Annotated in this window: 20 protein-coding genes; 2 read left to right on the forward strand and 18 right to left on the reverse strand. The window is 64.6% G+C overall.

Annotated features, from left to right (window positions below):
• Positions 1-518: 518 nt before the first annotated feature.
• The 4 genes from FLQ44_RS03645 to FLQ44_RS03660 form a co-directional block, all read right to left on the reverse strand.
• Positions 519-1,301 carry an alpha/beta fold hydrolase gene (locus FLQ44_RS03645; RefSeq protein ID WP_147693098.1) on the reverse strand — a complete coding sequence of 261 codons (783 nt, stop codon included), beginning with the start codon at positions 1,299-1,301 and terminating at the stop codon, positions 519-521.
• A 104-nt stretch (positions 1,302-1,405) separates the two neighbouring features.
• Positions 1,406-1,777: a DUF4019 domain-containing protein gene (locus FLQ44_RS03650; RefSeq protein WP_147693099.1), complete on the reverse strand. Its 372-nt coding sequence runs from the start codon at positions 1,775-1,777 to the stop codon at positions 1,406-1,408.
• Between the two features lie 564 nt (positions 1,778-2,341).
• Positions 2,342-4,330, reverse strand: a complete 1,989-nt coding sequence (locus tag FLQ44_RS03655; protein ID WP_147693100.1) for a peptidase U32 family protein — start codon at positions 4,328-4,330, stop codon at positions 2,342-2,344.
• Positions 4,331-4,403: 73 nt separating this feature from the next.
• The gene (locus FLQ44_RS03660; protein WP_147693101.1) at positions 4,404-4,637 is read right to left on the reverse strand and encodes a DUF2789 domain-containing protein; all 234 of its coding nucleotides are present in this window, start codon (positions 4,635-4,637) and stop codon (positions 4,404-4,406) included.
• Between the two features lie 117 nt (positions 4,638-4,754).
• Between FLQ44_RS03660 and FLQ44_RS03665 the strand changes: the two genes are divergently transcribed.
• Positions 4,755-5,096, forward strand: a complete 342-nt coding sequence (locus tag FLQ44_RS03665) for a hypothetical protein (protein WP_147693102.1) — start codon at positions 4,755-4,757, stop codon at positions 5,094-5,096.
• A 162-nt stretch (positions 5,097-5,258) separates the two neighbouring features.
• Here the strand turns inward: FLQ44_RS03665 and FLQ44_RS03670 are convergent, their stop codons facing one another.
• From FLQ44_RS03670 to FLQ44_RS03730, 13 genes are all read right to left on the reverse strand, one after another.
• Positions 5,259-6,023, reverse strand: coding sequence for a substrate-binding periplasmic protein (locus FLQ44_RS03670; protein WP_206208648.1), 765 nt, complete (start codon positions 6,021-6,023; stop codon positions 5,259-5,261).
• Between the two features lie 137 nt (positions 6,024-6,160).
• Positions 6,161-9,058 (reverse strand): DNA translocase FtsK, encoded by a 2,898-nt coding sequence (locus tag FLQ44_RS03675; protein WP_147693103.1) that lies wholly within the window; start codon positions 9,056-9,058, stop codon positions 6,161-6,163.
• A 17-nt stretch (positions 9,059-9,075) separates the two neighbouring features.
• Positions 9,076-9,264, reverse strand: a complete 189-nt coding sequence (locus FLQ44_RS03680) for a Lar family restriction alleviation protein (RefSeq protein ID WP_017507715.1) — start codon at positions 9,262-9,264, stop codon at positions 9,076-9,078.
• A 60-nt stretch (positions 9,265-9,324) separates the two neighbouring features.
• Positions 9,325-10,425, reverse strand: coding sequence for a TonB family protein (locus FLQ44_RS03685; protein WP_147693104.1), 1,101 nt, complete (start codon positions 10,423-10,425; stop codon positions 9,325-9,327).
• Entirely contained in the window at positions 10,422-11,009 is a 588-nt protein-coding gene (locus FLQ44_RS03690; RefSeq protein ID WP_147693105.1) for a biliverdin-producing heme oxygenase, read from the reverse strand. Before FLQ44_RS03690 ends, FLQ44_RS03685 begins: the two co-directional genes overlap by 4 nt.
• A 67-nt stretch (positions 11,010-11,076) precedes the next feature.
• Complete coding sequence (locus FLQ44_RS03695; RefSeq protein WP_147693106.1) at positions 11,077-14,049, reverse strand: TonB-dependent receptor; 2,973 nt, start codon at positions 14,047-14,049, stop codon at positions 11,077-11,079.
• A 105-nt stretch (positions 14,050-14,154) separates the two neighbouring features.
• A complete protein-coding gene (locus FLQ44_RS03700; protein WP_147693107.1) occupies positions 14,155-15,189 on the reverse strand; it encodes a FecR family protein in 1,035 nt (344 codons plus the stop codon).
• The gene (locus tag FLQ44_RS03705; RefSeq protein WP_147693108.1) at positions 15,186-15,665 is read right to left on the reverse strand and encodes a sigma-70 family RNA polymerase sigma factor; all 480 of its coding nucleotides are present in this window, start codon (positions 15,663-15,665) and stop codon (positions 15,186-15,188) included. The genes FLQ44_RS03700 and FLQ44_RS03705 overlap by 4 nt, the downstream gene beginning before the upstream one ends.
• A 62-nt stretch (positions 15,666-15,727) precedes the next feature.
• A complete protein-coding gene (locus FLQ44_RS03710) occupies positions 15,728-17,281 on the reverse strand; it encodes a sensor domain-containing diguanylate cyclase (RefSeq protein ID WP_147693109.1) in 1,554 nt (517 codons plus the stop codon).
• Positions 17,282-17,486: 205 nt separating this feature from the next.
• On the reverse strand, positions 17,487-18,494 hold the full coding sequence (locus FLQ44_RS03715; protein WP_147693110.1) for a class I SAM-dependent rRNA methyltransferase: 1,008 nt from the start codon (positions 18,492-18,494) through the stop codon (positions 17,487-17,489).
• 182 nt (positions 18,495-18,676) lie between these two features.
• Entirely contained in the window at positions 18,677-19,417 is a 741-nt protein-coding gene (locus tag FLQ44_RS03720) for a sporulation protein (protein ID WP_147693111.1), read from the reverse strand.
• A 153-nt stretch (positions 19,418-19,570) separates the two neighbouring features.
• A complete protein-coding gene (locus FLQ44_RS03725; RefSeq protein ID WP_147693112.1) occupies positions 19,571-21,643 on the reverse strand; it encodes an SEL1-like repeat protein in 2,073 nt (690 codons plus the stop codon).
• A gap of 191 nt (positions 21,644-21,834) precedes the next feature.
• The gene (locus tag FLQ44_RS03730; RefSeq protein WP_147693113.1) at positions 21,835-22,803 is read right to left on the reverse strand and encodes a tetratricopeptide repeat protein; all 969 of its coding nucleotides are present in this window, start codon (positions 22,801-22,803) and stop codon (positions 21,835-21,837) included.
• Between the two features lie 124 nt (positions 22,804-22,927).
• Here FLQ44_RS03730 and FLQ44_RS03735 point away from each other — a divergent pair, with 124 nt between their 5' ends.
• On the forward strand, positions 22,928-24,052 hold the full coding sequence (locus FLQ44_RS03735) for a TPR end-of-group domain-containing protein (protein ID WP_147693114.1): 1,125 nt from the start codon (positions 22,928-22,930) through the stop codon (positions 24,050-24,052).
• Between the two features lie 84 nt (positions 24,053-24,136).
• Here the strand turns inward: FLQ44_RS03735 and thiC are convergent, their stop codons facing one another.
• The gene (gene thiC / locus FLQ44_RS03740; RefSeq protein ID WP_147693115.1) at positions 24,137-26,041 is read right to left on the reverse strand and encodes a phosphomethylpyrimidine synthase ThiC; all 1,905 of its coding nucleotides are present in this window, start codon (positions 26,039-26,041) and stop codon (positions 24,137-24,139) included.
• Between the last annotated feature and the right edge of the window lie 15 nt (positions 26,042-26,056).

Consider the following 26,056-nt stretch of genomic DNA (forward strand, 5'->3'; position numbering starts at 1 on the left):
GCCTGAGTGAATAGTGAGCGCCCACTCGCCCATGCCAGTGCGAAACACCCCGAACAACGACCTGCTGCAATGACTGGCGGCATGGCTATGGATCGGGGCTGGCGGCTCGTCATGGAAAGCGTCATCGCGTGCGTGGATAAACGTATCCCCGGGCCGCACCTGATACACCCATTTCCTGACGTTTTCGCCTGCGAGACGAGAACCAGCCCAGGCTCACCCCCTCTTTCGACAGCCGGTGATCGCCCGCCCTCAAGATGGTTCATCTTCTCTTGTGCTTCTGACACAGCTTAGCCAGAAGAGTTTTCGTCGCGCTGCCGGGCTGCGCACAGCACCCAGCGGCAAGCCAAAATCACACCGATGCACCAAAGCACAAGGGCAAGCCATCTGGCTTGCCCTTGTACGTTTGTGATGCGCCTGCGCCCTGCTCTGCCGCCAAGGTTGGCCGCATCGCCTGCCAATCTGATCGGGAAACACGATCAAGGCCGGGCGTGGGGTGCCGCCGCAAACTGGCGGGCCGCTTACGCTACCCCGTGCTGCAGCAAGAAGCCGCACACGCTATCCAGCACTACCTGCGGCTGCTCGCGGTGCGGCACGTGGCCGCAGCTGTCCAGCAACAGCAACTGGGCAGGCCCCGCCACCTCGGCGGCAATGCGGCGCGGGAAAGCGTGCGAGCCGAACTCGTCCAGGTCGCCGTGGATCGCCAGCACCGGGCAGCGCACCCGCGCCAGCCATGGCGATAGCGACCAGTGGTCAAACACCGGCAGCCGCCAGGTTTCCGTCCACGCATCCAGCACCCAGCGCGCCCGTTCGCCATGCCAGCGTGTGAGCCGCGCAAACTGCGCCGGCTCGGCAAACCCCGCCTTGGCCGCCACGATGCCCTCGCGCGTACGCGCCTCCACAAAGGCCTGCGCCGATTCCGATACCACCGCTACACAGCCCGTGGCGTGCGCTGCGTGCGTCAGCGCCATGCCGCCGCCCACGCTGTGGCCAAACAGCACGTAGCGCGCCAGCCCCAGCGCGGCCAACAGTGCCGGCAGCCGGGTGTTTGCCTCCTGCTCGATAAAGTCCGGCTGCGCCGGCGCCAGGCGCGGGCTGGACTGGCCATAGCCCAGCCGGTCGTAAGCGATGACGTCGCGCCCGCTGGCCGCCGCCAGCTGCGCGGGGAAATCCCGCCACAGCGCCACGCAGCCCAGCGAATCGTGCAGCAGCACAATCGGCGCCAGCGTGCTGCCGGCTACCGGCCAGCGGCGGACAAAAACCTGGCCGTCGGCCAGCGCAATCAGGCGATCGATAGGTGTCATGCGGTAGGGGTGTGATGGGGAAATGATGCGGCATGGTAGCAGCTTGGTGCGCGGCCAAGGTTGGCCGCATCCCGTGTAACGCCTGATCGTGGGCGGCGCCGGGTTCAGCCCTGCTGCTCGTCTGCGGAGTGGACAAAGTAGCCGGCCACTTGCCAGCTGCCGTCGGCTTGCTGTTGCAGGGTCAGGGTTTCCTGCCGGTGGGCGTGCTCATCGTTGCCGCTGATGCATTGGTAAACCCAGCACGGTGCGGCAGCGGGCGGTTGCCGGTAGTGCTGACAAGCCAAGAGTTGCCGTAGTTGTCGCGGTGGCAGCGCTTGCAGGGCGGCTTGCCAGTCGGCCAGTGTGATGGCCTGTTGCAGGCTGGCGGCGGCGGTGTGCCAACACCCGGCATGGTGGCCGGCGTCCAGCTGTGCCAGCCATGGCAGCGTGTACTGTTGCCAGTGGTCGTTGGCGCGATCGAAAAAGGTGTCGGGCATGGCGGTTTTATTCCTGATGGCGATGCAGCCATGCAAGCATGGTGGGCTCGGTCGCTGGTTTTTATCCAAACTACCCCCGCATCATATCGTTAAGTCATGACAAAAGGGCAAGCCATCGGGCTTGCCCTTGTACGTTTGTGATGCGTCTGCGCCCTGCCCTGCGGCCAAGGTTGGCCGCGGGCTTCATGCCTGTCAGTTAATGCAGACTGGCATTTTTTGGGCTAGGGGTTTGTTGCGCTGAAGCGTGCATAGTGTGTCCGCTATGCGGACGATATTTACATGCCGGTTCCGCCCGGCAAACGGGAAAGGGGGCGGATTGCCGCCCCCTTTTCATTCCCCCGCAACCCGGGGCTGCTCGAAACCCCGGTCAAAATGGCACGCCCCAGGCGCCGCCGAACTCGCCCCTCGCTAACGGCTCGGGGCTCAAACAAATCGGCGTCTTAAAACCTGGGGCGCACTATTTTGACCGGCTCGCGCCAACGGGATGGGGCGCTTCACTCACGCCCTGCTGCTGTATGGCCAAACACATTCGGCTAACTGACTGGCATTGGGCCGCAGGCCCGCTTACGACGCTGGCCGCTGCTTGAAGAAGGTGATCGGCGCGGTGGCGGGGATGTCGCTTGGCGGCGGGGTTTTCAGGATGTGCTTTTTCATTTTGCCCATCACGTGCATTTCGCACGGGCGGCACTCGAATTTCAGCGTGTAGGTTTCATCGCCGGATTTCAGCACCATCGGGTCGGCGCGTACCTGGCCCATCACGCCCTTCACGCCCTTGGCCTGCTTGGGGCACAGGTTGTAGGAGAAGCGCAGGCAGTGCTTGGTGATCATCAGGCTGACTTCGCCTTCTTCCTGATGCGCTTCGTAGGCCGGCTCGATCACTTCCACGCCGTGCTTTTTGTAGAAGTCCCACGCCAGCGCGTTGTATACGTTGGCCAGGTAGCTCAGGTTTTGTTCGGGGAAGCGTGGTGCCGGCTGCAGCTCGGCTTTGCGCGGCGGGCGGGCCCATGCGGCCAACCTGGCGGCTTCCAGCTGTTCTACCGCGTCGCGGCGCAGGCCGTTGATGACCGAGGCGGGCACAAACCACGGCTGCGCCAGCTGCAGCGCCACGTCGTGGGCGTGGAACAGGGTGTTGCCCAGCTTGGCTACGGCGTCGCGCAGGCTGCTTTCGGCGCGGGCGGGGTCTTTGGCCGGCTCCAGCGCTACGTTGGCCGCAGCGGTGGCGCTACAGCCGTCGGTGTCGGTGAGGGTCAGCGTCAGGCCGTCTGCGGTGTCGGCCAGCGTGGCCCACACGCCGATGCGGCGCTCGGCGGATTTTTTCAGCAGCGCCAGCTCCCAGGCGTGGTCGCGGTTGCGGCTGATGTCGGTGCCGGGCTTCAGGCCAGCCAGCAGCGCGGGGTCGTTGGGGACGCAGCGCCACAGCAGCTGGCCGCCGGGTACGTGGCCCACTTGCTTGACGGTGTTGAGCTGCATGCCCACCACGTCGCGCTTTTTCATGAAGTTGATGCCGTCGCCGTTGCTCATCTGCTCGGGGGTGGCAATCTCCACCCAGCCGTCGCCCACTTTGTGCACGGTGCCCAGCTGCACGCCTACGAATTTGGGCGAGTCGAACGCGCCGATGTCGATCTTGCGGCCGGTGGCAAAGTAGTCGGTGGCGCCACGGTGGAAGGTTTTGTCCGGGTCGGGCGTGAAGAAGATTTCGCTGCTGCCGCTGGCGGCCGGGGCCAGCTCGGGGCGGCGCTCGAAGATTTCGTCCAGCAGCAGGCGGTAGTGGGCGGTGATGTTTTTCACGTAGCTCACGTCTTTGTAGCGGCCTTCTATCTTGAGCGAGCGTACGCCGGCGTCCAGCAGCGCTTCCAGGTTGGCGCTCTGGTTGTTGTCTTTCATCGACAGCAGGTGTTTGTCGAACGCCACCACGCCGCCATTTTCGTCGGTTAGCGTGTACGGCAGGCGGCAGGCTTGCGAGCAGTCGCCACGGTTGGCGCTGCGGCCGTTGTCGGCGTGGCTGATGTAGCACTGGCCGGAAAACGCCACGCACAGCGCGCCGTGGATGAAGTATTCGATGGCGGCCGGGTCGGCGCCTTCGCCTACCACCTGCGAGATCTTGGCGATCTGCGGGATGGTGAGCTCGCGCGCCAGCACGATCTGGCTAAAGCCGGCGTCGGACAGGAAGCGGGCTTTATCGGCATCGCGGATATCGCACTGGGTGGAGGCGTGCAGCTGGATGGGGGGCAGGTCCATCTGCAGGATGCCCATATCCTGCACGATCAGCGCGTCCACGCCGGCGTCGTACAGCTGCCAGATCAGCGTGCGTGCGGCGTCCAGCTCGGCGTCGTGCAAAATGGTGTTGAGCGTGGTGAAGATGCGCGCGTGGTAGCGGTGGGCAAACTGCACCAGCTGGGCAATGTCGGCCACGCTGTTACAGGCGTTGTGCCGCGCGCCAAAGCTGGGGCCGCCAATGTACACGGCATCGGCGCCGTGCAGGATGGCTTCGCGGCCGATATCGATGTTTTTGGCGGGCGAGAGCAGCTCGACCTGGTGCGGCAACAGACTCATCTGGTACTTCCTGCGGTGGGTGGTGTGGCAAGGGGCGGAAGTATAGCGGAATCAGTCACTTGCGCAAATGCACTCAGGCTTGCTGCAGGCGGGCGGCCAGGGTGTCTGCCAGCTCGGCCCAGTCGGCGTCGTCTTCCAGTGCCTGTTTCAGGAAAGCAGCTTGCGAGGCGCTCCAGAACGGCGCGTCTTCGATGGCGGTGCCGGCCGGCAGCGGGTGGCTGGCAATGAAGGCGCTGATGTCGGCCGGGCTGTCTGGCAGGCCCAGCTGGGCAAACAGGGTGCACAGGGTATGAAGGCTGGTATCCATGGGCAAGGCTCCGGTGGGTGAAATGTCAGCATACACGCATGCTGGCTGGAACTGTGGCCACTGCGCCATACTCTATAAGGTGCTGCAGGTGCAGCCTTTGACGAACAGGAGACAGCAATGCGCAAGGTTTGGATTGTGCTGGCAGCCAGTGCCGGCTTGGTGGCGTGTAGTGCCGAGCAGGCCAGCAAGCTGCAGCAACAGGCATCGGCGGCCATCGGTACCGCGCATCAGGTGGTGCAGGACAGCAGCGCGCCGCTGGGCGAGCTGAAACAACAGGCCAGCGCAGCGGTGGGTAGTGCCGGCAAGCTGAAAGAACAAGCCAGCGCCGCGCTGGGTGTGGCGCAGCGCGTGGGCGCGGCGGCGGCCATTCTGAACCCGGAGCTGGGGCAGCAGATCGACGAGGCCAAGCAGCAGGTGGACACGGTGAAACAGGCCGCTGATGCGCTGCAGGGCAAGTAAGCGCCGCTAACCAGCCCCTCGGCCTTGCGCCGCCTTGCCGTACTGCGGTTGCCGCCTGCGTGGGCCTGCCTTGGCGCAGCTGCGCGGCAAGGTTTTATGCACGGCGCCAAGCCACTGCTTGCCAACGCCCCTGCCCTTGGCGGGGGCGTTTTGCTGCCGCTGTTACGGTGTTTTGCCCGCGTGGGGCAGCAGCTGTTGTTCCAGCTGGGCGTAGCGGCCACTTTGCCGCAGCTGTAGCAGGCCACGGTTGAATGCGGCCAACTGCGCCGCGGCTTGCGGGTGCGCCCGCGACAGCATCAGGCGAAAGGGTACGGTTTCGATGGGGGTGGGCAGCGTGGCGAGCTGGCTGCGCTCCTGGGCGGTGAGCTTGTTGTGGCGCAGGCTATGGTACACGCTGCTGGCTAGCGTCATGGCGGTGATGCGCCCGGCCAGAATCATGCGCAGGCCGTTTTCCGGGGTTTCTACGCGGTGGTATTCCACCCGCCCCTCGCGTTCTAGCCGCACCAGCTCGTGAAAGGTGCGTGACCCCAGCGGCAGGGCCAGGTGCACGCCTTGCCACTGCTGGCGTAGCGGCCAGTCTGCCAGTGGTTTGCCGGCGTGGTGAATGACGACTTCGCGGTCCTGGACAATGGGCTCGCTGAACAGCGCAAAGCTATCGCGCAGTGGGGTCTGGCTCCAGACCAGCGAGCCGTCTACGTGGCCGCTGCGCACCATTTCTTCGGCGCGCTTCCACGGGTAAAACCCGTAGCGCACCTGCAGGCCACCCAGGGCGGCCGCCTCGCTGACCACGGCCGAGGCAAAGCCAAAACGTGGCAGGTGGGCCGATTGGTAGGGCGGCCATTCGCCATTGGCCAGTTGTAGGGTGTGCGCGTGGCTCAAGGTGATGCTGGCAGCCAGCATCGCCAGTGCGCAAACAATCGATTTCATTTTGTCGGACAATGCGTAGAGGGCGCCAGTATAAGCATGTTTTGCCAACTATTCAGCGCGGTGGGCATGCTAGCTACCAATAAAAAGCGCTAGCTTGGTAGCTAGCGCTTTTTTTGCAGGATTATATTATCGAAATATCAATAGTCCCGATCGGGTACCAGCACCGTGCGGTTGCCGTTGCTTTCCATGGCCGACACGATACCGGCCGCCTCCATGTCTTCGATCAGCCGTGCTGCGCGGTTGTAGCCGATGCGTAGCTGGCGCTGTACCGACGAAATGGACGCCTTGCGCGTTTTCAGCACAATGCCGACTGCTTCGTCGTACAGCGGGTCGGTTTCACTACCCGCTGCGGCGCGGCCTTTGGCCTCGGCCTGGTCGTCGTCGGCGGCAGATTCGCCGGTAAGCAGGCCTTCCACGTAGTCCGGCTCGCCCCACTGCTTCAGGTCTTCCACGATGGCGTGTACCTCTTCATCGGTGACAAACGCCCCGTGTACGCGCTGCGGGTAGCCGGTGCCCGGCGGCAGGAACAGCATGTCGCCCTGCCCCAGCAGGCTTTCGGCGCCCATCTGGTCCAGAATGGTACGGCTGTCGATCTTGCTGGATACCTGGAACGCAATGCGCGTGGGGATGTTGGCCTTGATCAGGCCGGTAATCACGTCCACCGACGGGCGCTGCGTGGCCAGAATCAGATGGATGCCGGCGGCGCGGGCTTTTTGCGCCAGGCGGGCAATCAGCTCTTCGATCTTCTTGCCGGCCACCATCATCAGGTCGGCAAACTCGTCTACCACCACCACGATGAAGGGCAGCGTGGCCAGCGGCTCCGGTGTGTCCGGCGTCAGGCTGAACGGGTTGACCAGACGTTGGCCGCGTGCCTCGGCGGCGCGCACCTTGTCGTTGTAGCCGGCCAGGTTGCGCACGCCCAGGTGGCTCATCAGGCGGTAGCGTTTTTCCATTTCGCCCACGCACCAGTTCAGCGCGTTGGCCGCCAGCTTCATGTCGGTGACCACTGGCGCCAGTAGGTGCGGAATGTCGTTGTACACCGACAGCTCCAGCATCTTGGGGTCGATCATGATGAAGCGCACTTCGTCCGGCGTGGCCTTGTACAGCATGGACAAGATCATGGCGTTCACGCCTACCGACTTGCCCGAGCCGGTGGTACCGGCTACCAGCAGGTGCGGCGCTTTGGCCAGATCCATCACCACGGGGGCGCCGCTGATGTCTTGCCCCAGCGCCAGCGTGAGCTTGGAGGCGTTTTGCTGGAATACCTCGGCGCTGAAGATTTCCGACAGGCGGATCATCTGGCGCTGCGGGTTGGGCAGCTCCAGCCCCATGCAGGTCTTGCCGGGGATGGTTTCCACCACGCGGATGGACGCCAGGCCCAGCGCGCGCGACAGGTCTTTGGCCAGGTTCACCACCTGGCTGCCGCGCACCCCTACTGCGGGCTCGACTTCATAGCGGGTAATCACCGGGCCGGCGTAGGCGTCTACCACGGCCACTTTTACCTTGAATTCGGCGCATTTTTCTTCGATGAGAATGCCGCGTTCTATCAGGTAGTCCTCACTCTGTACCGCCTTGTGTACTTCGGGCGGGCGCAGCAGGTCCAGCGATGGCAGGCAGGCGTCGCCGTACACCACGGGGATGGGGTGCGGCTTGGGCTGCGTGGCGCTGGCCAGGGTGTGCAGCGCCTGGCTGATGTGCGCGGCGGGTACGCCGCTGTCTGCTGCCGGGTAGGCTTCTGCGGCTGCCGGTGCATCTTCCAGCAGCTGCCACACCAGGCCAGGGTTGGCCGCAGCGGGCGCCACGTCGGCTTCGCTGTCGGTTTCGTCGTCCAGCAGGTGCCACACGATGTCGCCACGCTGGGTGCTGTGGTAGCCGGCCTGCGGTGCCGGGGTATTGTCGGCGGCTGGCGGCGCGGCAGGTGCTGGCGCGGGCACGGCAGGCGGCTCGGTGCTGCCTGGTGTGGTAACGGTCTGCCGCAGGCGCACGCCCTGCCATACCGGCGGGGCGGCGGGCGCGGCTACCGGCTGGCGCAGCTGTTGCCAGCGTGCGGTGGTGTCGGGTGTGTGGGCGATTGCTGGCGCTGGCTCGGCGACTGGCTGTGCGGTGCTGGCCTCGTCGGGCAGGGCAAAGTCGTCGTCCAGCTCGAAGCCATTGTGCTGTTCGTCTGCTGCCGGGATGCCTGGCCAGCTGTCGGCCTCGTGCTGGTTTGCTTGGCTGTCGTACGCGGCCGGGGCCAGTGGCTCGGCGGTGGGGAGAAATGACGGCGGTGCCCCTGCGGCGCGCGCTTCGGCGGCGTGGCTGGCACCGCGCCAGTCGGCCTGGATGTCGGCTGGCGGGCGCGGCACCGGGGCGTCGGCCTTGGCCGGGCTAAAGCTGGATTGCGGGCCAAACAGCGCGGCGGCGGCACGTTGCCTTTCTTGCTGTGCCAGTGGCGAAGGCGGCGGCGGTACGGGCGCCGCGGCTTTTTTCATGACCGGGGTGGGCTGCAGGATGACTGGCGGCAGGGGTGCGGCTGGGGTTGGCTGGCGGCCACTGTGCAGCTGTTGTACGTTGGCGCGCACTTCGCGCGGGTCGATCAGCGGCAGCTCGCGTGTCTGCGGCAAGGGTTTGCCGTCGTGTGCGGCTAGCTTTTCACGCCGCGTCAGGTCGTGGCGCAGGTTGCGCTGTACGTCGTCCAGGCCGATGACCGGCAGCTTGCGTTTGGCGCTGCTGGCCGGCTGGCCAGGCGGGGTGCTGCGCTGGTAGCGCGGCAGCGCGCGGGGCAGCTTGTCGATGACTTCGGCTGGCGGCGCTTTGGGCGTGCCAGCCGGCAGAGGGGGTGGTGTGGCGACGGCGGGTGTGATGCCAGGGTTGGCCGCAGCCGGTGGCTGGTCGGCCAGCGCACCCAGCGTGCGCCGTGGCGGCCGCGGTGTGATGGCGTCGGGGGTGTCGATGGGCGGCAAGGGGGCATCCTGCCCGTGGGGGGCGCTATCGGCGCCGCCGTCTTCTTGCAACACATGCTTGAGCTTGGTCAGCAGTTTGGAAAACTTCTCCATGGCATCACTCTTCCGCTTTAGCGGGTTTTGTTCCAGCCGGCGATGGCGTCTTTTTTGTTATCGGCCTGCGGGCCAATGGCGCTGCAGGTGCCTTGCCCGGCGTAGCGGGTGCACTGTACCCAGAAGCGGCGCGAGCCGGCCTTGACCACTTCGGCCGGGGCGCCGCATTTGTTGCAGGGTTTCAGGCTGGTGGTATCGCTCATCATGGTATTCCGGCAGGGTTAATCACCGGATGATACCGCAATTGCGGTGGCCAGCCGCGGGCCCTAATCCAGAAAGAATTCTACCGGCAGGGTGAGGCTAAGCTCGTCCGGGCGCTCTGGCGGGATGCGCGGTAGCGGCGAGGCGCGCTGGATAGTGGCCAGCGCGGCGGCGTCCAGGCTGGCGTGGCCGCTGCTCTGGCTGAGCTGTACGGCTAGTACGCGGCCATCGCGGCCAACCTTCAGCAGCAGGTAGGCTACGCCTTCGCTGCCTTGGGCGCGTGCTCCTGCCGGGTACTGGCGATAGCGTTCCAGCCGTGCCATGACCTGCGCTTCCCAGCTATGGCTGTTACCGCCGCTGGCTTGGCCGGCGGGCAGCGAGGGGCTGGGCGGGGCTGCGGCGATGCTGGCGGCGGCAGCGGGGGCCGCTTTGGCTACGGGCACCTCGGGGGCTGGCGGGGTGGTGTCGGCGGCGGTGGCATGGGCTGGCGCGACCGCTAGCTGTGTGGCTGCGGGGCTGCGGGTGTGTAGCAGCGGTGTGGCCGGGTGGCTGGCGCTGCGTGGTGGCGTGCTGGCCTGGCTGGCGGCGGTGACGCGGGCTGCGGTGTGGCTGGCGACGGGTGTGGGCAAGCTGGTGAGCGTCATCAGGCCGGGTTGCGCCAGGGCCAGCTGCTGCGGGGGGGGGGCGGCGTGTTGTAGCAGCAGGCCGATGGCGGCGGCATGCAGGGCTAGCGTACACAGTGCAGCGCCCTGCCCTGCGCGCAGTGGTAGCCCCCGTGGTGCCTGGCCCGGGTAGCCGGGCTGGCGTAGCAGCCAGCTGGCTACGGCCAGCTGCAGCAGGGCTGCGGCCAACAGTAGCCAGCCAGGTGGCTGGCTGGCGGTCAGGGCGATAAAGCCTAGCGCCATGCCGGCGCAGGCAAGCACTTTGCCACGTACCGGTACGACGCGGTGTTGTTGCCATTGTTGTAGCGGCGGCCCCAGGCGCGGGTGCGCCAGCAGGCGCGCTGCCCATGCCGGGGTGCTGCGGCCAAAGCAGGCGAGTGCCAGCAGCAGGAACACGGTGGTGGGCATCAGCGGCAGGATGGCGCCGATAAGGCCCAGCCCCAGCATCAGGCAGCCGGCCAGATGGTAGCCCCAGCGGCGTGGGGCGGCCAGGTGCTGGCTCATCCGTATACCCTGTCCAGGTGCTGGTTCATCAGGGTGAAGGCGGCTTTGGCGCCGGCGTTAACGCGTGCCTCGGCGGCGGCATCCAGCACGAGGGTGTCCAGTGTCTGGGTGAAGTCGCGCCAGTGGCGGGCGCGGCCGTCCGGGTGGCCGCCCAGGTGGCGTGCGCCTTTTTCGTGGGAAAGGCCCAGGGCTTGTGCCATTTTCAGCAGGATGGCGGCGCCCAGCTTGCTGCCTTCTACCACGTATAGCCAGCCCATGGCGGTAGCCACGTCCAGCTGACTGTCGATGGGGGCGGTGGCGGTTTGGGCGGGCAGCGGGCAGCCCAGGTCGTCCAGGTCGGCGGCAATCAGGGCGTGGCGGCGGCGGCTGGCCAGGTCGCTGAACAAGGCGGCCAGGCCCGGGTTGTCGTACAGGGCGTCGGCGTCGCGCAGGAACAGGTATTGCGCTTGCAGAAACTGGCGGTAGTGGCTGTGGCTGGCAAACGGGCGGTAGGTCATGATGCGCTGGTCTAGCGCGTCATGGGTGGCGTGGGTGCTGGCTTTCAGGCGTTGGGTGCGGCTGAGGGTGTGTTCGCTGGTGTGCATGTTGGCAGTGTCTTTATGGTGGTGGTCAGGGTTGGCCGCACGCGGCGGCCTGCTGGTTTCGGGGTGCTCAGAAGCGTGCGCTGATGGCGGCCCGGTAGGTACGGCCCGGCCCTGGCATCAGGCTGAGGGTGAGCGGGTCCAGGTAGAAGCGGTTGGTAACGTTGTCTATGGCCAGCTCCACACTGGTGTGGCGGCTTAGCTGGTAGCTGGCAAACAGGTCCACGATGGTGTAGGGCCGGGTGAGTACCTGGTTGGCGGTGCCGTTGTAGCTTTCCCAGCCGCGGCCGGTGGCGGCCTGTTCTGCAGTGGGGCCGCTGGTGTACACCACGCGCGTGCCGGCACTGAGGGTGTCGTTTAGCCAGCGCCCGCCCAGGGTGAGGTTGGCGCTGAGCCGTGGCGGGATATGGTTGCGTACGTAGGCGGTGGAAAAGCCGGTGGGCGAGCAGTTACCCAGCGTGGCGTAGGGCCGGGTGGTGTAGAAGGTGCCGCTGTTTTCGTCGTATACGTCGTATTGCTTGATGCGGAAGTATTCGGCGGTTTGCTGGTCGCAGATTTGCACCTGGCGGTGGTAGGTGGCCGACAGCTCGCCAAAGAAGCCGCCGTTGTCGTAGCTGGTTTGCAGCTCCAGCCCTTTGATCCGGTAGCTGTCCATATTGGCGATGGTGAAGTTCTGCATGCCGGGCAGCCCTTTGAACGGGCGGCGCGTCAGGTAGCCATTGGTACGGTTGTCGAAGTAGGCCAGGCGGGCACGCAGCTTGTCGTCGGGTGCGAGCCAGCCATCGCGCAGCAGGCTGATGCCGATTTCACGGTTTTTGCTGCGTTCGGGTGCCAGCGGGTTCAGGTAGGGGGCTGATGAACCCAGGGTGGATTCCATCAGGCTGGGCATGCGCAGGCCTTCGCTGTAGCGGGCGTAGGCGCTAAGGCCGCCCCCCAGCTGTACGCTCAGGCCGGCCATGGGGGCAAAGCCGCTGTCCTGGCGGCGGAATGCCGGGGCGTATTCGTAGCGGGTGGCCAGCACGTCGCTGTATTCGTTGTTTTCGTCTACTTCCAGGCGGCTGGCTTTGGCGGGGTCGAAGCTGACCGGCGTACCGGACCACGGGTAGAGCTGGGTGCCAGCCTGCTGGCGGGGGTCGGTGGCGGCACTGTACTCGCCGTTGGCATCGGGCAGCCATTTCAGGTAACCCACTACTTCTTCCGTATCGCCTTCTCCCTGGTACACGTCGATCGTGCGATAGCGCTGCCGGGTTTCGTGGGCTGTCGTCTGTACGTTGTGGTCCTGGCTGGCAAAGCGGGTGTAGCGGCCGCCTAGCTCTAGGCTTAGCCAGGGGTTGGCCGCCCAGTCCAGCTTGAAGAAGGCGCTGTGTTCGTCGCGCTGGCCGCTGCGGATCGTGTCATTGCGGTTGATGTCTTCCATGCTGGTGAACACGCCCTTGCCCGGCCCGGTGCGCTCGCGCTGCAGCGACACGCCGTAGTCCAGCTTGAAGACGCCGGCAGCATTACGCAGCAGGCTGCTGTTGCTGATGTCGGCACCGCTGCGGGTGGCTGCGGTCTGCACGCGGTAGCGCGAGTCCAGCCATTCGTTACTGGTTTCACTCCAGGCCGGCAGTGGCTTGCCTTGCTGCGGGTTGCGGAACACGTCGCCGTTCATGGCATCGCTTTGCATGTCGGTGTGCCATACATTGGCTTTCAGGTGGATCAGCGGCTGTTCTGCCGGCGCCCACTTGTAGCGTGCGCTGTAGCTGTCCAGCAGCACATGGCTGGCAGGCCACTGCACGATGTAGCCGCTGTCGTTACGCAAGATCTGCGATGGCATGATTTCGCCGTAGTGGCTGTCGTAGCGGCGCCAGGCCAGCTCTAGCGTGCTGTCCTCGTCCGGGCGCAGTGTGCCTTTCAGTAGCAGCGAGTCGCTGCGGTTGGCCGTATTGTTGATTTCCTCGCCGGGGCGGTACACGGTGGTGACACCCACTTCCTGTACCGGGTTGGTGCCGCCAAAGTTCATCCAGTTGTTGTAGACGCGCAGCTTGTCGTAGCCGTGCTTGCCGGCAAAGTAGTTGCCCTGGTCGCGGTGGGCGTAGGCGGCGAGCAGCTCGTAGTGGTCCTGCCGGGTGGCCAGCGCCAGGCTACCGGCGCCGGCGCGGGTATCCAGCCCGGGGGCGTGCTGCCGTGGCGTAGCCTTGATATGGGCCTGCGGTGTGGCGGTATTGCTTTGCAGGCTGCCGCGCAGGCGCACGCCCAGGCGCTCGCCGGGCAGCAGCACGTCGGCAGCCTTTAGCGTGTCCATCTGCACCAGGCCGCCGACGGCACCCGCGCCTTGCGCCGCCAGGCTGGGGCCTTTTTCGATGGTGGCGCTGCTGATCAGGTCCGGGTCCAGGTAGTTACGGTCGGCGGCGCCAGCGTAGCCACGGTAGACGTGCAGCGACTGCACGGCACCATCGACCACAACCGGCACCCTGCCCTGCCCCTGCATGCCGCGCACGTTCACATCGACGGCCCCGCTGTTGCGGCCGTCGCCTACCTGCACGCCGGGTGTGCCCTTGAACATGTCGGCCACCGAGGTGCCGCGGAAGCGTTCTATTTGCTGCTGGCTGATGACGGCGCGCGAGCCGGCTTTGACATAGGGGCGGTCGGCCAGGGCGATATCGTCGTCGTCCAGCAAGCCGGCGGCCTGGCGTTGGCCGCGCACCTGCAGGGCAGACAGCGCGACATCGCCCTGGGCGGCGGCAGCCGGCTTGAGGGTGATGGTGCCGTCGCGGATCTCTGCGCGCAGGCCGCTACCCGCCAGCAGGCGTTGCAGGGCATCCCGTACGGTGAGCTGGCCTTGCAGCGCCGGGCTTTGGCGTGTGCGGGTAAGCGCCGCGTCTACCAGTAGCACCATGCCGGCCTGGCGGGCCAGCTCGTTCAGGGCACTGCCTAGTGGCTGTGCAGCAATGTTGAAAGCCTGGGGTAGCGCGGCTGGGGGCGCACTGTAGGCCGGGCTGGCAAAAGCCAGGCTAAGCGCTAGCAAAATCGGGCGCAGTGAGGGGGCGGGTGTGCGTGGCATGGTGGGTGTGCTTTGTTTGTATCAAAAATCATTCTCAATTGTGAAAACGATACAAAGCGGCAAACCCTGATGTTCAGGGTGAAATATTTTTTCAAAAAGGTATTTTCAGGGCAGTTTGTGCCCAGCCGCGCGCGCGGGGGTGATCAGCCACTGCCCTTGCTGCTGCACCACCACTAATGGCAGTACGCGTGGCAGTGCCCTGGCAAACTGTGCCGGCTGGTAGGCGTTAAACGTGCCGGTCAGGCGCAGCTGGCCGCTGGCGCTGTCGTGCAGCTGTAACTGGCTGTGGCCGTAGCGGTTGAACTCGGCGATCACCTCGGCTAGCGGGGTGTTGTCGAATAACAGCCGCCCGCTGCGCCAGGCGGCCACGGCCGCCGGGGGGACGGGCGTGATCTGGCTTAGCCGTGTGCTATGGCTGGCCAGCTGCTGCCCTGCCTGCAGGGTGGCTTGCTGTAGCGGCTGGCGGTCGTGGTCGGCATCGCTGCTGCTGGCGTATTGGCGCACCCTTACTTTGCCCTCGGCGACGGCTACCTGGTAGCTGCGGCCAACTTGACGCACGCTGAGGCGGGTGCCCAGCACGGTAACGCGCCGGCTACCGGCCAGCACGTGGAAGGGGCGCTGCTTGTCCGGCGCCACGCTGAACAGCGCTTGCCCGGCCAGCAGGCGGGTGTCGCGCTGCTGGCGGTACAGGGTGACGTGTACCCGGGTGGCGCTATCCAGGCTAAGCCGGCTGCCATCGGGCAGGGTTACCTGGCGCTGCTCGCCTACGGCGGTGGCCAGGGTGGCCTGATAGACCGGCTGTTGCTGCTGCCACTGGTGCCAGCCCAGGCTGCCGGCGATAGCACAGCACAGGCAGGCCGCCGCGGCCAGTGGCCAGCGGCTACGCTGTGGCGCTTGTACTTGCAGCATGGGGGGCAGGTTTTGGCGCAGTGCATCACGCTGTGCCGGGCTGGCCTGCCCTAGCAGGCTGTCTACCGCAACCAGCTGCTGCCAGGCTTGCGCATGGGCCGGGTGGCTTGCCAGCCATTGCTGCCATGTGGCGTGCTCGCGCGCAGACAAGCCTTGCTGCTGGCGTAGTTGCCACTGTGCGGCCTGGTGGTCGATGCTGTCTTGTGTGGGCGTGAGGGGCGTAGTGTTCATGGCGTATCCTGCCCGGCCATGCCCTTTTTGCACGCCAGCATGCCGTTAATGATGTGTTTTTCTACCATATTGACCGAGATGCCCATCTGCCCGGCAATGTCGGCGGTGCTCAGGCCATCAAACTTGTACAGCACGAAGGCTTGCCGGCAGCGGGGTGGCAGCCCTGCTACGATGTCTAGCAGCCGGGCCAGCGATTGCTGGGCCGCCACGGTGCGTTCCGGCTCGCAGCCTGGGGCGGCGGCCAGCTCGGTATCGTCCAGTGCTTGCTCGGGGTGGCGTTGCTGCTGGCGGTGCTGGTCGATGAGCAGGTGGCGTGCGGTGGTGTAGAGCAGTGCGCGGGGCTGCGCGGGTAGCTGCTGGCCATGGCTGGCCAGTACGCGGGCATAGCTTTCCTGCACCACGTCTTGTGCCTTTTCCCGGCAGCCGGTACTGCGCGCAATGAAATTCAGAAGTTCGTGGTAGTAATGCTCGAGCACTGCAACAGCCTGTCCTGTAAAGCGCGGAGTCTAGCATGCTTGCAAACAGGAATCACTATCAATTATGGCGTGGCCAGCCCGGCGCGGTTGCGCCCGGCGGCCTTGGCCTGGTACATGGCAGCGTCGGCGCGGGCGATCAGGTTTTCTGTGGTTTCGCCGGCAATATTCAGTGTGGCCACGCCAATGCTGGCGGTGATGTGCAGCGCCTCGCCATGCCACTGCAGGGGCAACAGGGCCAGGGTGTGGCACAGACGCTGGGCCAGCTGGATGGCGTCTTGTTCCAGCTCTTGCGGCAGCAGGATGCAGAACTCTTCCCCGCCCCAGCGGGCCAGGCTGTCGATTTCGCGCAGCGTGCGCCGTAGCTGGCGGCTGACTTCTTTCAGCACATAGTCACCTGCAGGGTGGCCCAGCTGGTCGTTCAGCGCCTTGAAGTGGTCCAGGTCCAGCATCAGCAGGCTGAAGCGTTGCTGATAGCGGTTAAAGCGTTGCTGGCTTTGCTGGCAGCGTTCCAGAAAGGCGCGGCGGTTGAGCAGGCCGGTCAGGGGGTCGAGCGTGGCCTGGCGCGCCAGCTCGGCCTCGGCGGCCTGGCGGGCCAGCTCCAGGCCGCGTACATGCAGCAGGTTGCCGATGCCGTCTGACAGGGTGGTGAGGTGGTCGACGATTTCCTGGTCAAAGCCCCCTGCCCGGTTGGCCAGAACCAGTACGCCCATGACTGACAGGTGGAAAAAACACGGGATGATCAGCAGCGACTGGATGCCCTGCAGCCCGCCGCTGTCGTCGTACAGGGCGGGCTGGTTGATGACCAGTGGCTCGCCCTCGGCAATGGCGTGGCCGTAGATGTGGTCGAAGCCGTACAGGCGGTAGCTACGGTGATGGTGGCTAAGCTGCGGCATGAGCCATTGCCGTGCCGTGCTGTCCAGGTGCGCAATGCTGGGGATATCCAGATAGCAGCTGTCGCTGTCGTCTACCTGGCAGCTGGCAATAAAGCCCAGCGTGGTCTGGCTCATGGCCAGCAGCGAGTGCAGGATGGTATTGCAGGCGGTACCCAGGTCGCGGTCTAGCAGAAAGCTGCTTTGTGCCTGATTGATGGTGAGCAGCAGCTTGCTTTGCCATTCGGCTTGCTGCAGCAGCATGCGCTGGCGTATCAGCTCGCACAGGATATCGGCCAGCTGTTGCAGCCGGGCTTGCTGGCGGGGGCTGAAGCGCCGTGGGCGGTGGTCCAGCAGGCAGAGCGTGCCGATGACATGGTGCGTATCCAGGCGCAAGGGCGCACCGGCATAAAAACGGATGGCTAGCGCCCCGGTTACCAGCGGGTTGTCGGCAAAGCGCTGGTCTTTCAAGGTATTGCCCACGACCAGCATGTTGCCCTGTGATACCACGTGGGTGCAGAACGATACGTCACGCGGTGTCTGGCACAGGTCTACACCCACCTTGGCCTTGAACCATTGTCGCTCGCCGTCTACTAGCGATATCAGCGCAACCGGCACGCGAAACAGTTCTGCCGCCAGCTGTACCACGTGGTCGAACGCTACTTCGGGCGGGGTATCCAGCAAGGCGGTGCGCGCCAGCAATGCCAGCCTGGCCAGCTCATGCGGTGGGGGTTCGGGTGTGTGCATATGCCCCTCCAGGGCTGGGCGGCCAGGGTAATGCTGTGCGGGGACAGGCTGGCAGTATGCGGCGGGAGCTCGCTGTGTAAACGTGCGGCCTGCATGGTCTGCTTGTATATATTGTTATATCGATACTGCATGCAACATAGCAAAAAGCCCGGCTGCGGCCAACCTTGCGGGTGGCGACAGCCGGGCTTTTGTGCGGCGATGTAGCTTAAACGTGCAGCAGTACCATTTTCAGCGGCGGGTTGCCGTCAAAGGTAGGGAAGTCGTCTTCCGGCGTGATCCATTCGGCGTCGCGTACGGTGCGGCCGGCTTTCTCGGCGCTGCGCTTGAGCTGGGCCAGCCAGGCATCGCGGTCTACCTGCGACACGTTGTTGCAGCAGATCAGCACGCCGCCTTCGGCCGTGGCCAGCAGGGCCGGCTTGAACAGCGCCGGGTAGTCGTTGATCAGGTCTACCACGCCGAACGGGCTCTTGGCGTAGCGTGGCGGGTCCAGGAAGACCAGGTCGAACTGGCGGGCTTCCAGCACCGGGAACGGGGGCATTTTCTTGCCGCGTACCATCTTGGGCTGGCCAATGCCGGACAGCTGGCGCAGCGCGGCAAAGCAGTCGCTTTCTACGCAGCGCGGGCGGGTCGCCAGGCTGTTGATCTTGGCGTTGGCACGCGCTACCTGCAGGCTGGATTCGGCAAAGTCCACGTTCATCACAAAGCTGGCACCGGCTTTGGCCGCGGCCACACCCACACCGCCGGTGTAGGCGAACAGGTTCAGCACGCTTTTGCCTTCGGCCAGCTGCATCACGCGGCGGCGGCCGGCGCGCAGGTCAAGGAACAGCCACGGGTCCTGGCCCTGGTGGCGTGCCTGGAAATGGTATTTCACGCCGAGCTCGCGGATGGTGCGCGGGGTCTGGGCGGCTTCCAGCTGGTCTTCCGGCAGGCGGTTGCCAATGCGCGAGTTGGCGCCGCTGCGGTCGTTGTACACCGCAGTGAGGCCCAGCGGGGCGTAGTGCGCCAGGATGGCTTGGTGCTCGTCTTCGCTTAGCGGGGTGTGGAAGGTTTGCAGCAGCAGCACATCGCCGTAGCGGTCGATGGTCAGGCCCGGGCGGCCTTCGGCGCTGCCGTGAAACAGGCGGTAGGTATCGGTTTCTTCGCTGGCCAGGCGGGTGAGCAGCGCGGCGCGGTGCGCGTCGGCGGCTACAAGCAGTTCGGTCAGGGTGGACATGGTGTTCTCGCAGACAAAAGAAGGCGGCCGGCAGCACAGGGCTCCGGCCGAGATAGGGTAATTGTACGCGCTTGCCCGCTATGAGCTGGTTTTTTTACGCTAGCCTGTCAAATCCCTGTGCTGATGCGTGCCTTCTTTTATCAATGCTGGCGAGAGCGCGGGTGCAGGCGATGGCAAAAATTTTACAGCGGCAGCTGGCGGCGCAGCTCGTCGGCCCAGTTGCGGCTGGCAAAGTCCGGGCCCATGGCCAGCGAGCGGTAGAAGTCGCCGCCAAAGCGCGAGTCTACCTCGATCAGTACATGGGTCTCGTTGCCCCACGGCAGGAAGGTGAGCTCGATTTCCTGGATGCGGAAGTTGCCGCCACGCGGTTTGAGCTCCATTTCCTGATAGCAGCCCAGGGTGCTGGCCACATTACCGATGCGCGCGGTGCCCACTTCGACATCGGTGCTGTACAGGCCCCAGCCCAGCTGCTCGAATGCGGCCAACAGGGCGGCTACCTGCGGTGTGGGGTGTACTTCCAGCAGGTCGCGGTCGCTGGCGTCCACGGCCGAGGCAATGGCCAGGTCGGTGTGAATCCACACGGCCAGCGGGCGGCCATAGTGGGCCAGCGCGTTGATGGGCGTTTCGGCGGGCAGCTGCAGCTGGAAGGGGAACTGGCGCGTTTCGCCGGCTTTTACCGTAAAGCGCTGGCTGACCAGAATGCTGCCCAGCGGCAGCGCGCCGCGTACTTCGTGGTCGCCAGATTCTTGCTCTGCTTCCACCATCAAGACCAGCTCGATCTTTTCGATGTCCTGGTCGGCATTGCCGCCTTGTACCACTACGCGGCCGGTCAGCATGTCGCCAGGGCGCAGGCGCGGGTTGTCCAGCTGGGTATCGACTTTGGCGCCACCGACGCCGATAGAGGCAAGCAGTTTCTTGAACATGATGTTTCCGTAGGTAAGTGCGGGTGCCGCCTGTGGCCCCCTGGCGCTACAGACCAGCTGTGCCCGGCCGGGTTCCGGCCTGGCGGTGCTGCAGGCGACAAAAGCAAAAAAAAACCGCAGCGCCAGGGCTGCGGTGGGGTGAGCGGTGCCGGTTTACTTTTTAACCGGTGCGGCTTCCGGTGCCACGGCAGCATTCAGCTGTGCCGATAGCTCGGTGATGGCCTGGCTGGCGGCGGCCTTCATTTTGCTGGCCTTGGCCGAGGGCTTGCCGGTTTTGGCAGGCTTGGCCGTTTCCGGTGCATCGGTACTGGCAGCGCTGGCCGTTTTGTCGGCTACCTTGGCGGCCACTTTACCGGCTTTGGCCGGGCGGCCAGCCAGTACCGGGCGTACATACACTACATAGCGTTCGATTTCAGCCAGCAGCTTGCCCGGTACGTTCATGCGGCGGGACAAGTCCTGTGCGCGCGCCAGCTGGGCGCGGCCCATGTCTTGTTCCAGCTGCGCCAGGTTGTTGGCTGCCAGAGTGTCGCCCTGGGCGCGGGCCAGGTTATGCAGGGCATAGGATACGGTGGCGTCTTTCGGTACGCCCTGGCCGTAGTAGTACATCACGCCCAGGTTGTTCAGGCCGCCTACGTTGTACTGTGCTGCGGCCTTGCGGTACCAGGCCACGGCTTCGTCGTTGCTCTGCTTCACGCCCTGGCCGTTTTCATACATGCCACCCAGGCTGAACTGCGCATCGGCATTGCCGCTACGGGCGGCTTTGCGGTACCAGTTGGCCGCTTGCTCGTAGTTCTGCTCGGTGCCTTGGCCGTTGTAGTACTGCGCGGCCAGGGCGACTTGTGCCGATACATTGTCTTGTGCGGCGGCTTGCTGGTTCAGGGCAAAGGCGCGTTTCGGGTCGAACGCTACGCCGCTGCCTTTCATGTGCAGTGCGGCCAGGCTGGCTTGTGCCTGGGCATCGCCCTGTGCGGCTGCCTTGGCATACCAGCTGGCTGCCTGGGCGTAATCCTGCGGCAGCTCGTTACCCTTCTCGTACAGCTGCGCCAGGCTGGTTTGCGCGCCGGCGTGGCCCTGGTTGGCCGCTTTGTTGTACCACATGGCGGCATCGGCCAGGTCTTGCGCGGTGCCCTGGCCTTTTTCCAGCATCTGGCCCAGGCTGTACTGTGCGTTGGCATCGCCCTGTTCTGCGGCTTTCACGAACCAGCTGGCGGCCAGCTGTTCGGTTGCGCGGCGGTGCCATACGGCGGCTTGTGCCGGGTCTTTCGGTACGCCCAGCCCGCTTTGGTACAGGTTACCCAGTACGGCTTGGGCATTCGGGTGGCCCTGAACGGCGGCTTTGCGGAACCAGTTGGCCGCATTCACGTAATCCTGCTCTACACCACGGCCTTGCTGGTACATCTGTGCCAGGCTGAACTGGGCATCGGCATCGCCCTGCTCGGCGGCCTTGGCAAACCAGTCGGCGGCGGCGGTGTAGTCTTGCGGTACGCCCACGCCGTTATGGAACATGGTGGCCAGGCTGGCTTGTGCTTCTACATAGCCTTGCTCGGCGGCTTTGCGGAACCACTTGGCGGCTTCTACCGGGCTTTTTTCTACGCCACGGCCTTGCTGGTACTGCACACCCAGGTTGTACTGCGCCTGGGCGATGCCTTGCTCGGCCGCTTTGCGGTACAGCGTGGCGGCCTGGGCGGCGTTGGCCGGAATGCCGGCGCCGTTTTGTACCATGTCGGCCAGGCTGGTTTGTGCCTGGGCGTTACCGCTCTTGGCGGCTTTGCGGTACCAGTAGGCAGCGCCGGTAACATCCAGCTGCTGTACGCGGCCGCTCTGGTACAGGGCGGCCAGGTTGGTTTGCGCAACGGTATTGCCCAGCTCCGCGGCCTTGCGGTACCAGCTGGCGGCAGCGGCCAGGTCTTGGGTAACGCCATTACCCTTTTCGTACAGCTGGCCCAGGTTCAGCTGCGCGTCGGCGTAGCCCTGCTCGGCGGCCTTGCGATACCAGTTGGCCGCTTGTTCCAGGTTTACCGGTGTGCCCAGGCCCTTGCGATACAGCTCGCCCAGCTGGTATTGCAGGCTGGCATTGCCCTGCTCGGCTGCCGGTGTCCACTCGCGCAGTGCCGCGGCAAAGTCACCTTTGTTGAAGGCGGTACGGCCTTCCTTGATACCGGCAAAGGCCGGTGCGGCAAGCATCAGGCTGGTAACAATGACAGTCGTTGCGAGGCGTTTTTTCATATGCGTTTCTTTGTGAGTTGGGCGCCATGCCGGGCTGGCGTATCAAGTCTGGCCTGTGGCGGCAGTTGCCGCAGGGCCGTGCACGTTGCGGAATTCTTTAAACGTTAATCATATCGTGTTGAAGCCGCAAAGACATGACCGTTTGACGAAAAATGTCTGGCAGCTAGCCTCTTGCGCGTTTTTTGCAACCCTTACTTGCGTGGCGCCGCGTCTTTTTCTGCTTGCTGTAAGTGCTGGCGGGCGGTTTCCAGCAGCGCCCGGCCCTCGCTTTCGCGCTGGCTGCTGATGTAGAGCCAGCCCAGCGCCTGCTGGGTGATGGCGTAGGCGTGGTGCTGGCTGCCCAGATTGAGCGCCAGCAACGTAAGGGCTTGCAGGTACAGCGTTTCGGCGGCGGCGTAGTCCTGCTGGTAGTGGTAGCAGTAGGCCAGCTCACGCGTGATGATGGCGGCGTGCAGGCCGTCGGCATTGCCACGCCGTGTTTCGCCTTCCAGCGCGTCTTGCAGTAAACCGATAGCACGCTCGTACTGCTTCAGCTGCTGTAGCGCAGCACCCAGCCGGGCCTGGGTGTAGAGCGTGTCCGGGTGGTCGGCTGGCAGCCTTTTCTGGCGTATGACGAGCGCCCGCCCCAGCTGCTCGGCGGCTTTGTCGTACTGTTTTTGCTGCTGGTAGAACAAGCCCAGCGCGTGGCGCGACGCTGCGGCGGCCAGGCTTTCGCTACCGGCCAGCTGGTCGCTGGTTTGCAGTGCGGCTAGCAGCAGTTTTTCCGCGCTGCCAGGCTGGGTAGGCGCCAGCAGGCGGGCGTAGGCTTGCTGCGATTCGGCCACCAGCAGGTGATGCGGGCCAAATGCTTGAATCCGCAGCGCCAGCGCCTGGCTGGCGGCCTCCAGTGCGGCGGCAGTTTCCTGGCGGCTGCGCAGTACAAACTGCAGCCGGTGCAGGATATCGGCCTGCAGCGCCGGCTGGCTGGCCGGTGCGCGCGCCAGCAGCGCGCGCAGCTGCTGCTCCGACTCGCCCAGCCGGCCCTGCATGGCCGGGCGGGCGGTGTTTTCCAGTAGCGCCGGCCAGTCTTCCTGGCCGCTGTCAGGCGGGCTGGCTACCTGGCCCAGGGCCAGGGCGGGTAGCAGCAGGAACAGTGGCAAGATGGCGCGGGGCTGGGTCATGGCGTGTATCTGGGTGGAATCCGCCCATTTGACCCCGCCGCCCGGCGCGATGCAAGCGCCATGTGCAGGCCGTTGTGCACGGGGGATGCTGATAGAATACGGCATTGCCCGCCGGATACCCGCCATGCCCCGCGCCATCCACCTTGTACGCCCTACCCTGTTTGCCGCCGCGCTGTGTGCGGCCAACCTTGCTGTTGCCGCCCAGCCCGCCAGCGCGCCGTTTACCCCGGCGCAGCAGCAGGCCATCCGCCAGATCAGCGCCAGCGCCGCCCAGGCGCAAGTGCCACTGGTGGCCAGCGCAGCCGCCGCCAGCGTGGCCAAAACCATAGAAGGCGAAAAGCAGGCCATCGCTGTGGCCAAAGACGCGCTGGAGGTTGGCCGCAAGTCGGTGGATTGGTGGTTGAGTGCGCTTGGTCTCTTGATGGCTTTTGCTGGTTTTGGTATCCCGTTTTGGATGGGTCGCCAGCAGAAAGCGGAATGGAAAGAACGACTGGACGAAATTTCCGGCAAATTGGCAGAAGCCAATTCTGCCAAGGAGAAGGCTGAAACAGCACAACGGCACGCGGAGCAATATGCGAATGAAATTGAAACTTTGCTACAAACAGCTCGTGAAAAGACTAGTTTGATTCCGAATGCAGAGCAGATGAAGGGTGAATTATCAGTAGATGTTCTTGAAAAAATGCGAAATGAGAAGCCCGGGCAAGTAGTAGAACTGATCAAGCAAGCATGGGCTGCGGATGTCAAAAACGATTGGGTCGAGGCCAAATCGTTGTGGTCGTTGCTGAGTCTGATTGAGAGCCACGAAGCTAACGTCTGGTTTAACCTTGCTTTTGCCGAGCAGCATTCGGGCCAAGACTGGCAGCAAGTTTGTGAGGCTTATCAACGCGCTCATCTGTTACAGCCGAATGCAATTGCTTGTTACAACTGGGGTAGTGCTTTATTGAGTTGGTCACACACTTTACAAGGTGAGGAGCGGCTTACTAAGCTTGCCAAGGGAGAGGAAGTGCTGCTGATGGCGAGAAAACTAGGTGAACCGAATCCATATAATTTTGCTTGCCTGCGCGCCGTGCAGCAGCGCCCTGACGAAGCCCGCACCTTGCTGGAAGAAACCCGCGCTGCCGGTTTCCTGCCCGATTTTGCCCACCTGAGCACCGACCGCGATCTGGATAATCTGCGCGGGCTGGACTGGTTCCAGGCGCTGCTAGAAGATGTTCAGCAGCAAGAGGCGGCCAGCCAAGCTGTGGCGTAAACGCTGCTACTGTTTAAATCGCAAAAAAAGGTTGGCCGCATTACCTGCGGCCAACCTTTTTGTTTCACGTGAAGCAATCGCCGTTTAGGCCTTGTCGTACAGCTTGGCGCCGCCTTTCACGAACTCGATGGCTTTCACTTCCATGCCCTTCTGCAGCGCGTCCTGCTCGCTGATGCCTTGCTTGGCGGCAAATTCGCGCACGTCCTGGGTGATCTTCATGCTGCAGAAGTGCGGGCCGCACATGCTGCAGAAGTGGGCCACCTTGGCGCTGTCTTTGGGCAGGGTTTCGTCGTGGAATTCGCGCGCTTTGTCCGGGTCCAGGCCCAGGTTGAACTGGTCTTCCCAGCGGAACTCGAAGCGCGCCTTGGACAGCGCGTTGTCGCGGATCTGCGCGCCGGGGTGGCCTTTGGCCAGGTCAGCGGCGTGGGCGGCCAGCTTGTAGGTGATGATGCCTTCTTTCACGTCGTGCTTGTTGGGCAGGCCCAGGTGTTCTTTCTGGGTGACGTAGCACAGCATGGCGGTGCCGTACCAGCCGATTTGCGCGGCGCCGATGGCCGACGTGATGTGGTCGTAGCCGGGGGCGATGTCGGTGGTGAGCGGCCCCAGGGTGTAGAACGGCGCTTCGTGGCACCACTCCAGCTCTTTATCCATATTCTCTTTGATGAGCTGCATGGGTACGTGGCCGGGGCCTTCGATCATCACCTGCACGTCGTGCTGCCAGGCGATTTGCGTGAGCTCGCCCAGGGTTTTGAGCTCGCCCAGCTGGGCGGCGTCGTTGGCGTCCCAGGCACTGCCGGGGCGCAGGCCGTCGCCCAGGCTGAAGGCCACGTCGTAGGCCTTCATGATCTCGCAGATCTCGGCAAAGTGGGTGTACAGGAAGTTTTCCTGATGATGCGCCAGACACCATTTGGCCATGATGGAGCCGCCACGCGACACGATGCCGGTCATGCGGCCGGCGGTCATCGGTACGTAGCGCAGCAGCACGCCGGCGTGGATGGTGAAGTAGTCCACGCCCTGCTCTGCCTGCTCGATCAGCGTGTCCTTGAAGATTTCCCAGGTCAGGTCTTCGGCCTTGCCGTTGACCTTTTCCAGCGCCTGGTAGATGGGCACGGTGCCGATGGGTACCGGGCTGTTGCGCAGGATCCACTCGCGGGTTTCGTGGATGTTCTTGCCGGTGGACAGGTCCATGATGGTGTCGGCGCCCCAGCGGATGCCCCAGGTCATTTTGTCCACTTCTTCGCTGATCGACGACGTTACGGCGCTATTGCCGATATTGCCGTTTATTTTGACCAGGAAGTTGCGGCCGATGATCATCGGCTCGCTTTCGGGGTGGTTGATGTTGTTGGGGATGATGGCGCGGCCGGCGGCGATTTCCTGGCGCACGAATTCGGGGGTGATGGTGTCGGGCAGCTGGGCGCCAAAGCTGTGGCCGGCGTGCTGGCGGGTCATCAGCTCCAGCAGGCGGGTGTTGCCGGTGGCCTGCAGGCTGTCGATATAGGCTTGGCGGTTCAGGTTTTCGCGGATGGCGACGTATTCCATTTCTGGCGTGATGATGCCGCGGCGGGCGTAGTGCATCTGGGTCACGTTCAGGCCGGGCTTGGCGCGGCGTGGCTGGCGCGTCAGGTTAAAGCGCAGGTCGGCCAGCTTGGGGTCGGCTTCGCGGGCGCGGCCGTAGTCGCTGGACAGGCCCGGCAGCAGCTGGGTGTCGTCGCGCTCGGCGATCCACGCGGCACGTAGCGCCGGCAGGCCGGAGCGGATGTCGATCTGCGCTTGCGGGTCGGTGTAGGGGCCGCTGGTGTCGTATACATAGATGGGCGGGTTGGTCTCGCCGCCAAACTGTGTAGGCGTATCGGCCTGGCTGATTTCGCGCATGGGCACGCGGATATCGGGGCGGCTGCCGCTAACGTGGATCTTGCGGGAATTGGGCAGGGGCTGGATGGCGGCGGAATCCACCACCATCTGGGTGTTCAGTGTTGCAGGCGCGTTCATCGGTGCGGGTTCTCC

Origin of the sequence: Vogesella mureinivorans, assembly GCF_007644035.1 — a bacterium.
GTDB lineage: Bacteria > Pseudomonadota > Gammaproteobacteria > Burkholderiales > Chromobacteriaceae > Vogesella > Vogesella mureinivorans.

Excerpts from the sequence above, each read along its gene's own strand:
- FLQ44_RS03645 (WP_147693098.1), bottom strand. The coding sequence starts at position 1,301 with ATGACACCTATCGATCGCCTGATTGCGCTGGCCGACGGCCAGGTTTTT.
- FLQ44_RS03650 (WP_147693099.1), bottom strand. The coding sequence starts at position 1,777 with ATGCCCGACACCTTTTTCGATCGCGCCAACGACCACTGGCAACAGTAC.
- FLQ44_RS03655 (WP_147693100.1), bottom strand. The coding sequence starts at position 4,330 with ATGAGTCTGTTGCCGCACCAGGTCGAGCTGCTCTCGCCCGCCAAAAAC.
- FLQ44_RS03660 (WP_147693101.1), bottom strand. The coding sequence starts at position 4,637 with ATGGATACCAGCCTTCATACCCTGTGCACCCTGTTTGCCCAGCTGGGC.
- FLQ44_RS03665 (WP_147693102.1), top strand. The coding sequence starts at position 4,755 with ATGCGCAAGGTTTGGATTGTGCTGGCAGCCAGTGCCGGCTTGGTGGCG.
- FLQ44_RS03670 (WP_206208648.1), bottom strand. The coding sequence starts at position 6,023 with ATGAAATCGATTGTTTGCGCACTGGCGATGCTGGCTGCCAGCATCACC.
- FLQ44_RS03675 (WP_147693103.1), bottom strand. The coding sequence starts at position 9,058 with ATGGAGAAGTTTTCCAAACTGCTGACCAAGCTCAAGCATGTGTTGCAA.
- FLQ44_RS03680 (WP_017507715.1), bottom strand. The coding sequence starts at position 9,264 with ATGATGAGCGATACCACCAGCCTGAAACCCTGCAACAAATGCGGCGCC.
- FLQ44_RS03685 (WP_147693104.1), bottom strand. The coding sequence starts at position 10,425 with ATGAGCCAGCACCTGGCCGCCCCACGCCGCTGGGGCTACCATCTGGCC.
- FLQ44_RS03690 (WP_147693105.1), bottom strand. The coding sequence starts at position 11,009 with ATGCACACCAGCGAACACACCCTCAGCCGCACCCAACGCCTGAAAGCC.
- FLQ44_RS03695 (WP_147693106.1), bottom strand. The coding sequence starts at position 14,049 with ATGCCACGCACACCCGCCCCCTCACTGCGCCCGATTTTGCTAGCGCTT.
- FLQ44_RS03700 (WP_147693107.1), bottom strand. The coding sequence starts at position 15,189 with ATGAACACTACGCCCCTCACGCCCACACAAGACAGCATCGACCACCAG.
- FLQ44_RS03710 (WP_147693109.1), bottom strand. The coding sequence starts at position 17,281 with ATGCACACACCCGAACCCCCACCGCATGAGCTGGCCAGGCTGGCATTG.
- FLQ44_RS03715 (WP_147693110.1), bottom strand. The coding sequence starts at position 18,494 with ATGTCCACCCTGACCGAACTGCTTGTAGCCGCCGACGCGCACCGCGCC.
- FLQ44_RS03720 (WP_147693111.1), bottom strand. The coding sequence starts at position 19,417 with ATGTTCAAGAAACTGCTTGCCTCTATCGGCGTCGGTGGCGCCAAAGTC.
- FLQ44_RS03725 (WP_147693112.1), bottom strand. The coding sequence starts at position 21,643 with ATGAAAAAACGCCTCGCAACGACTGTCATTGTTACCAGCCTGATGCTT.
- FLQ44_RS03730 (WP_147693113.1), bottom strand. The coding sequence starts at position 22,803 with ATGACCCAGCCCCGCGCCATCTTGCCACTGTTCCTGCTGCTACCCGCC.
- FLQ44_RS03735 (WP_147693114.1), top strand. The coding sequence starts at position 22,928 with ATGCCCCGCGCCATCCACCTTGTACGCCCTACCCTGTTTGCCGCCGCG.
- thiC (WP_147693115.1), bottom strand. The coding sequence starts at position 26,041 with ATGAACGCGCCTGCAACACTGAACACCCAGATGGTGGTGGATTCCGCC.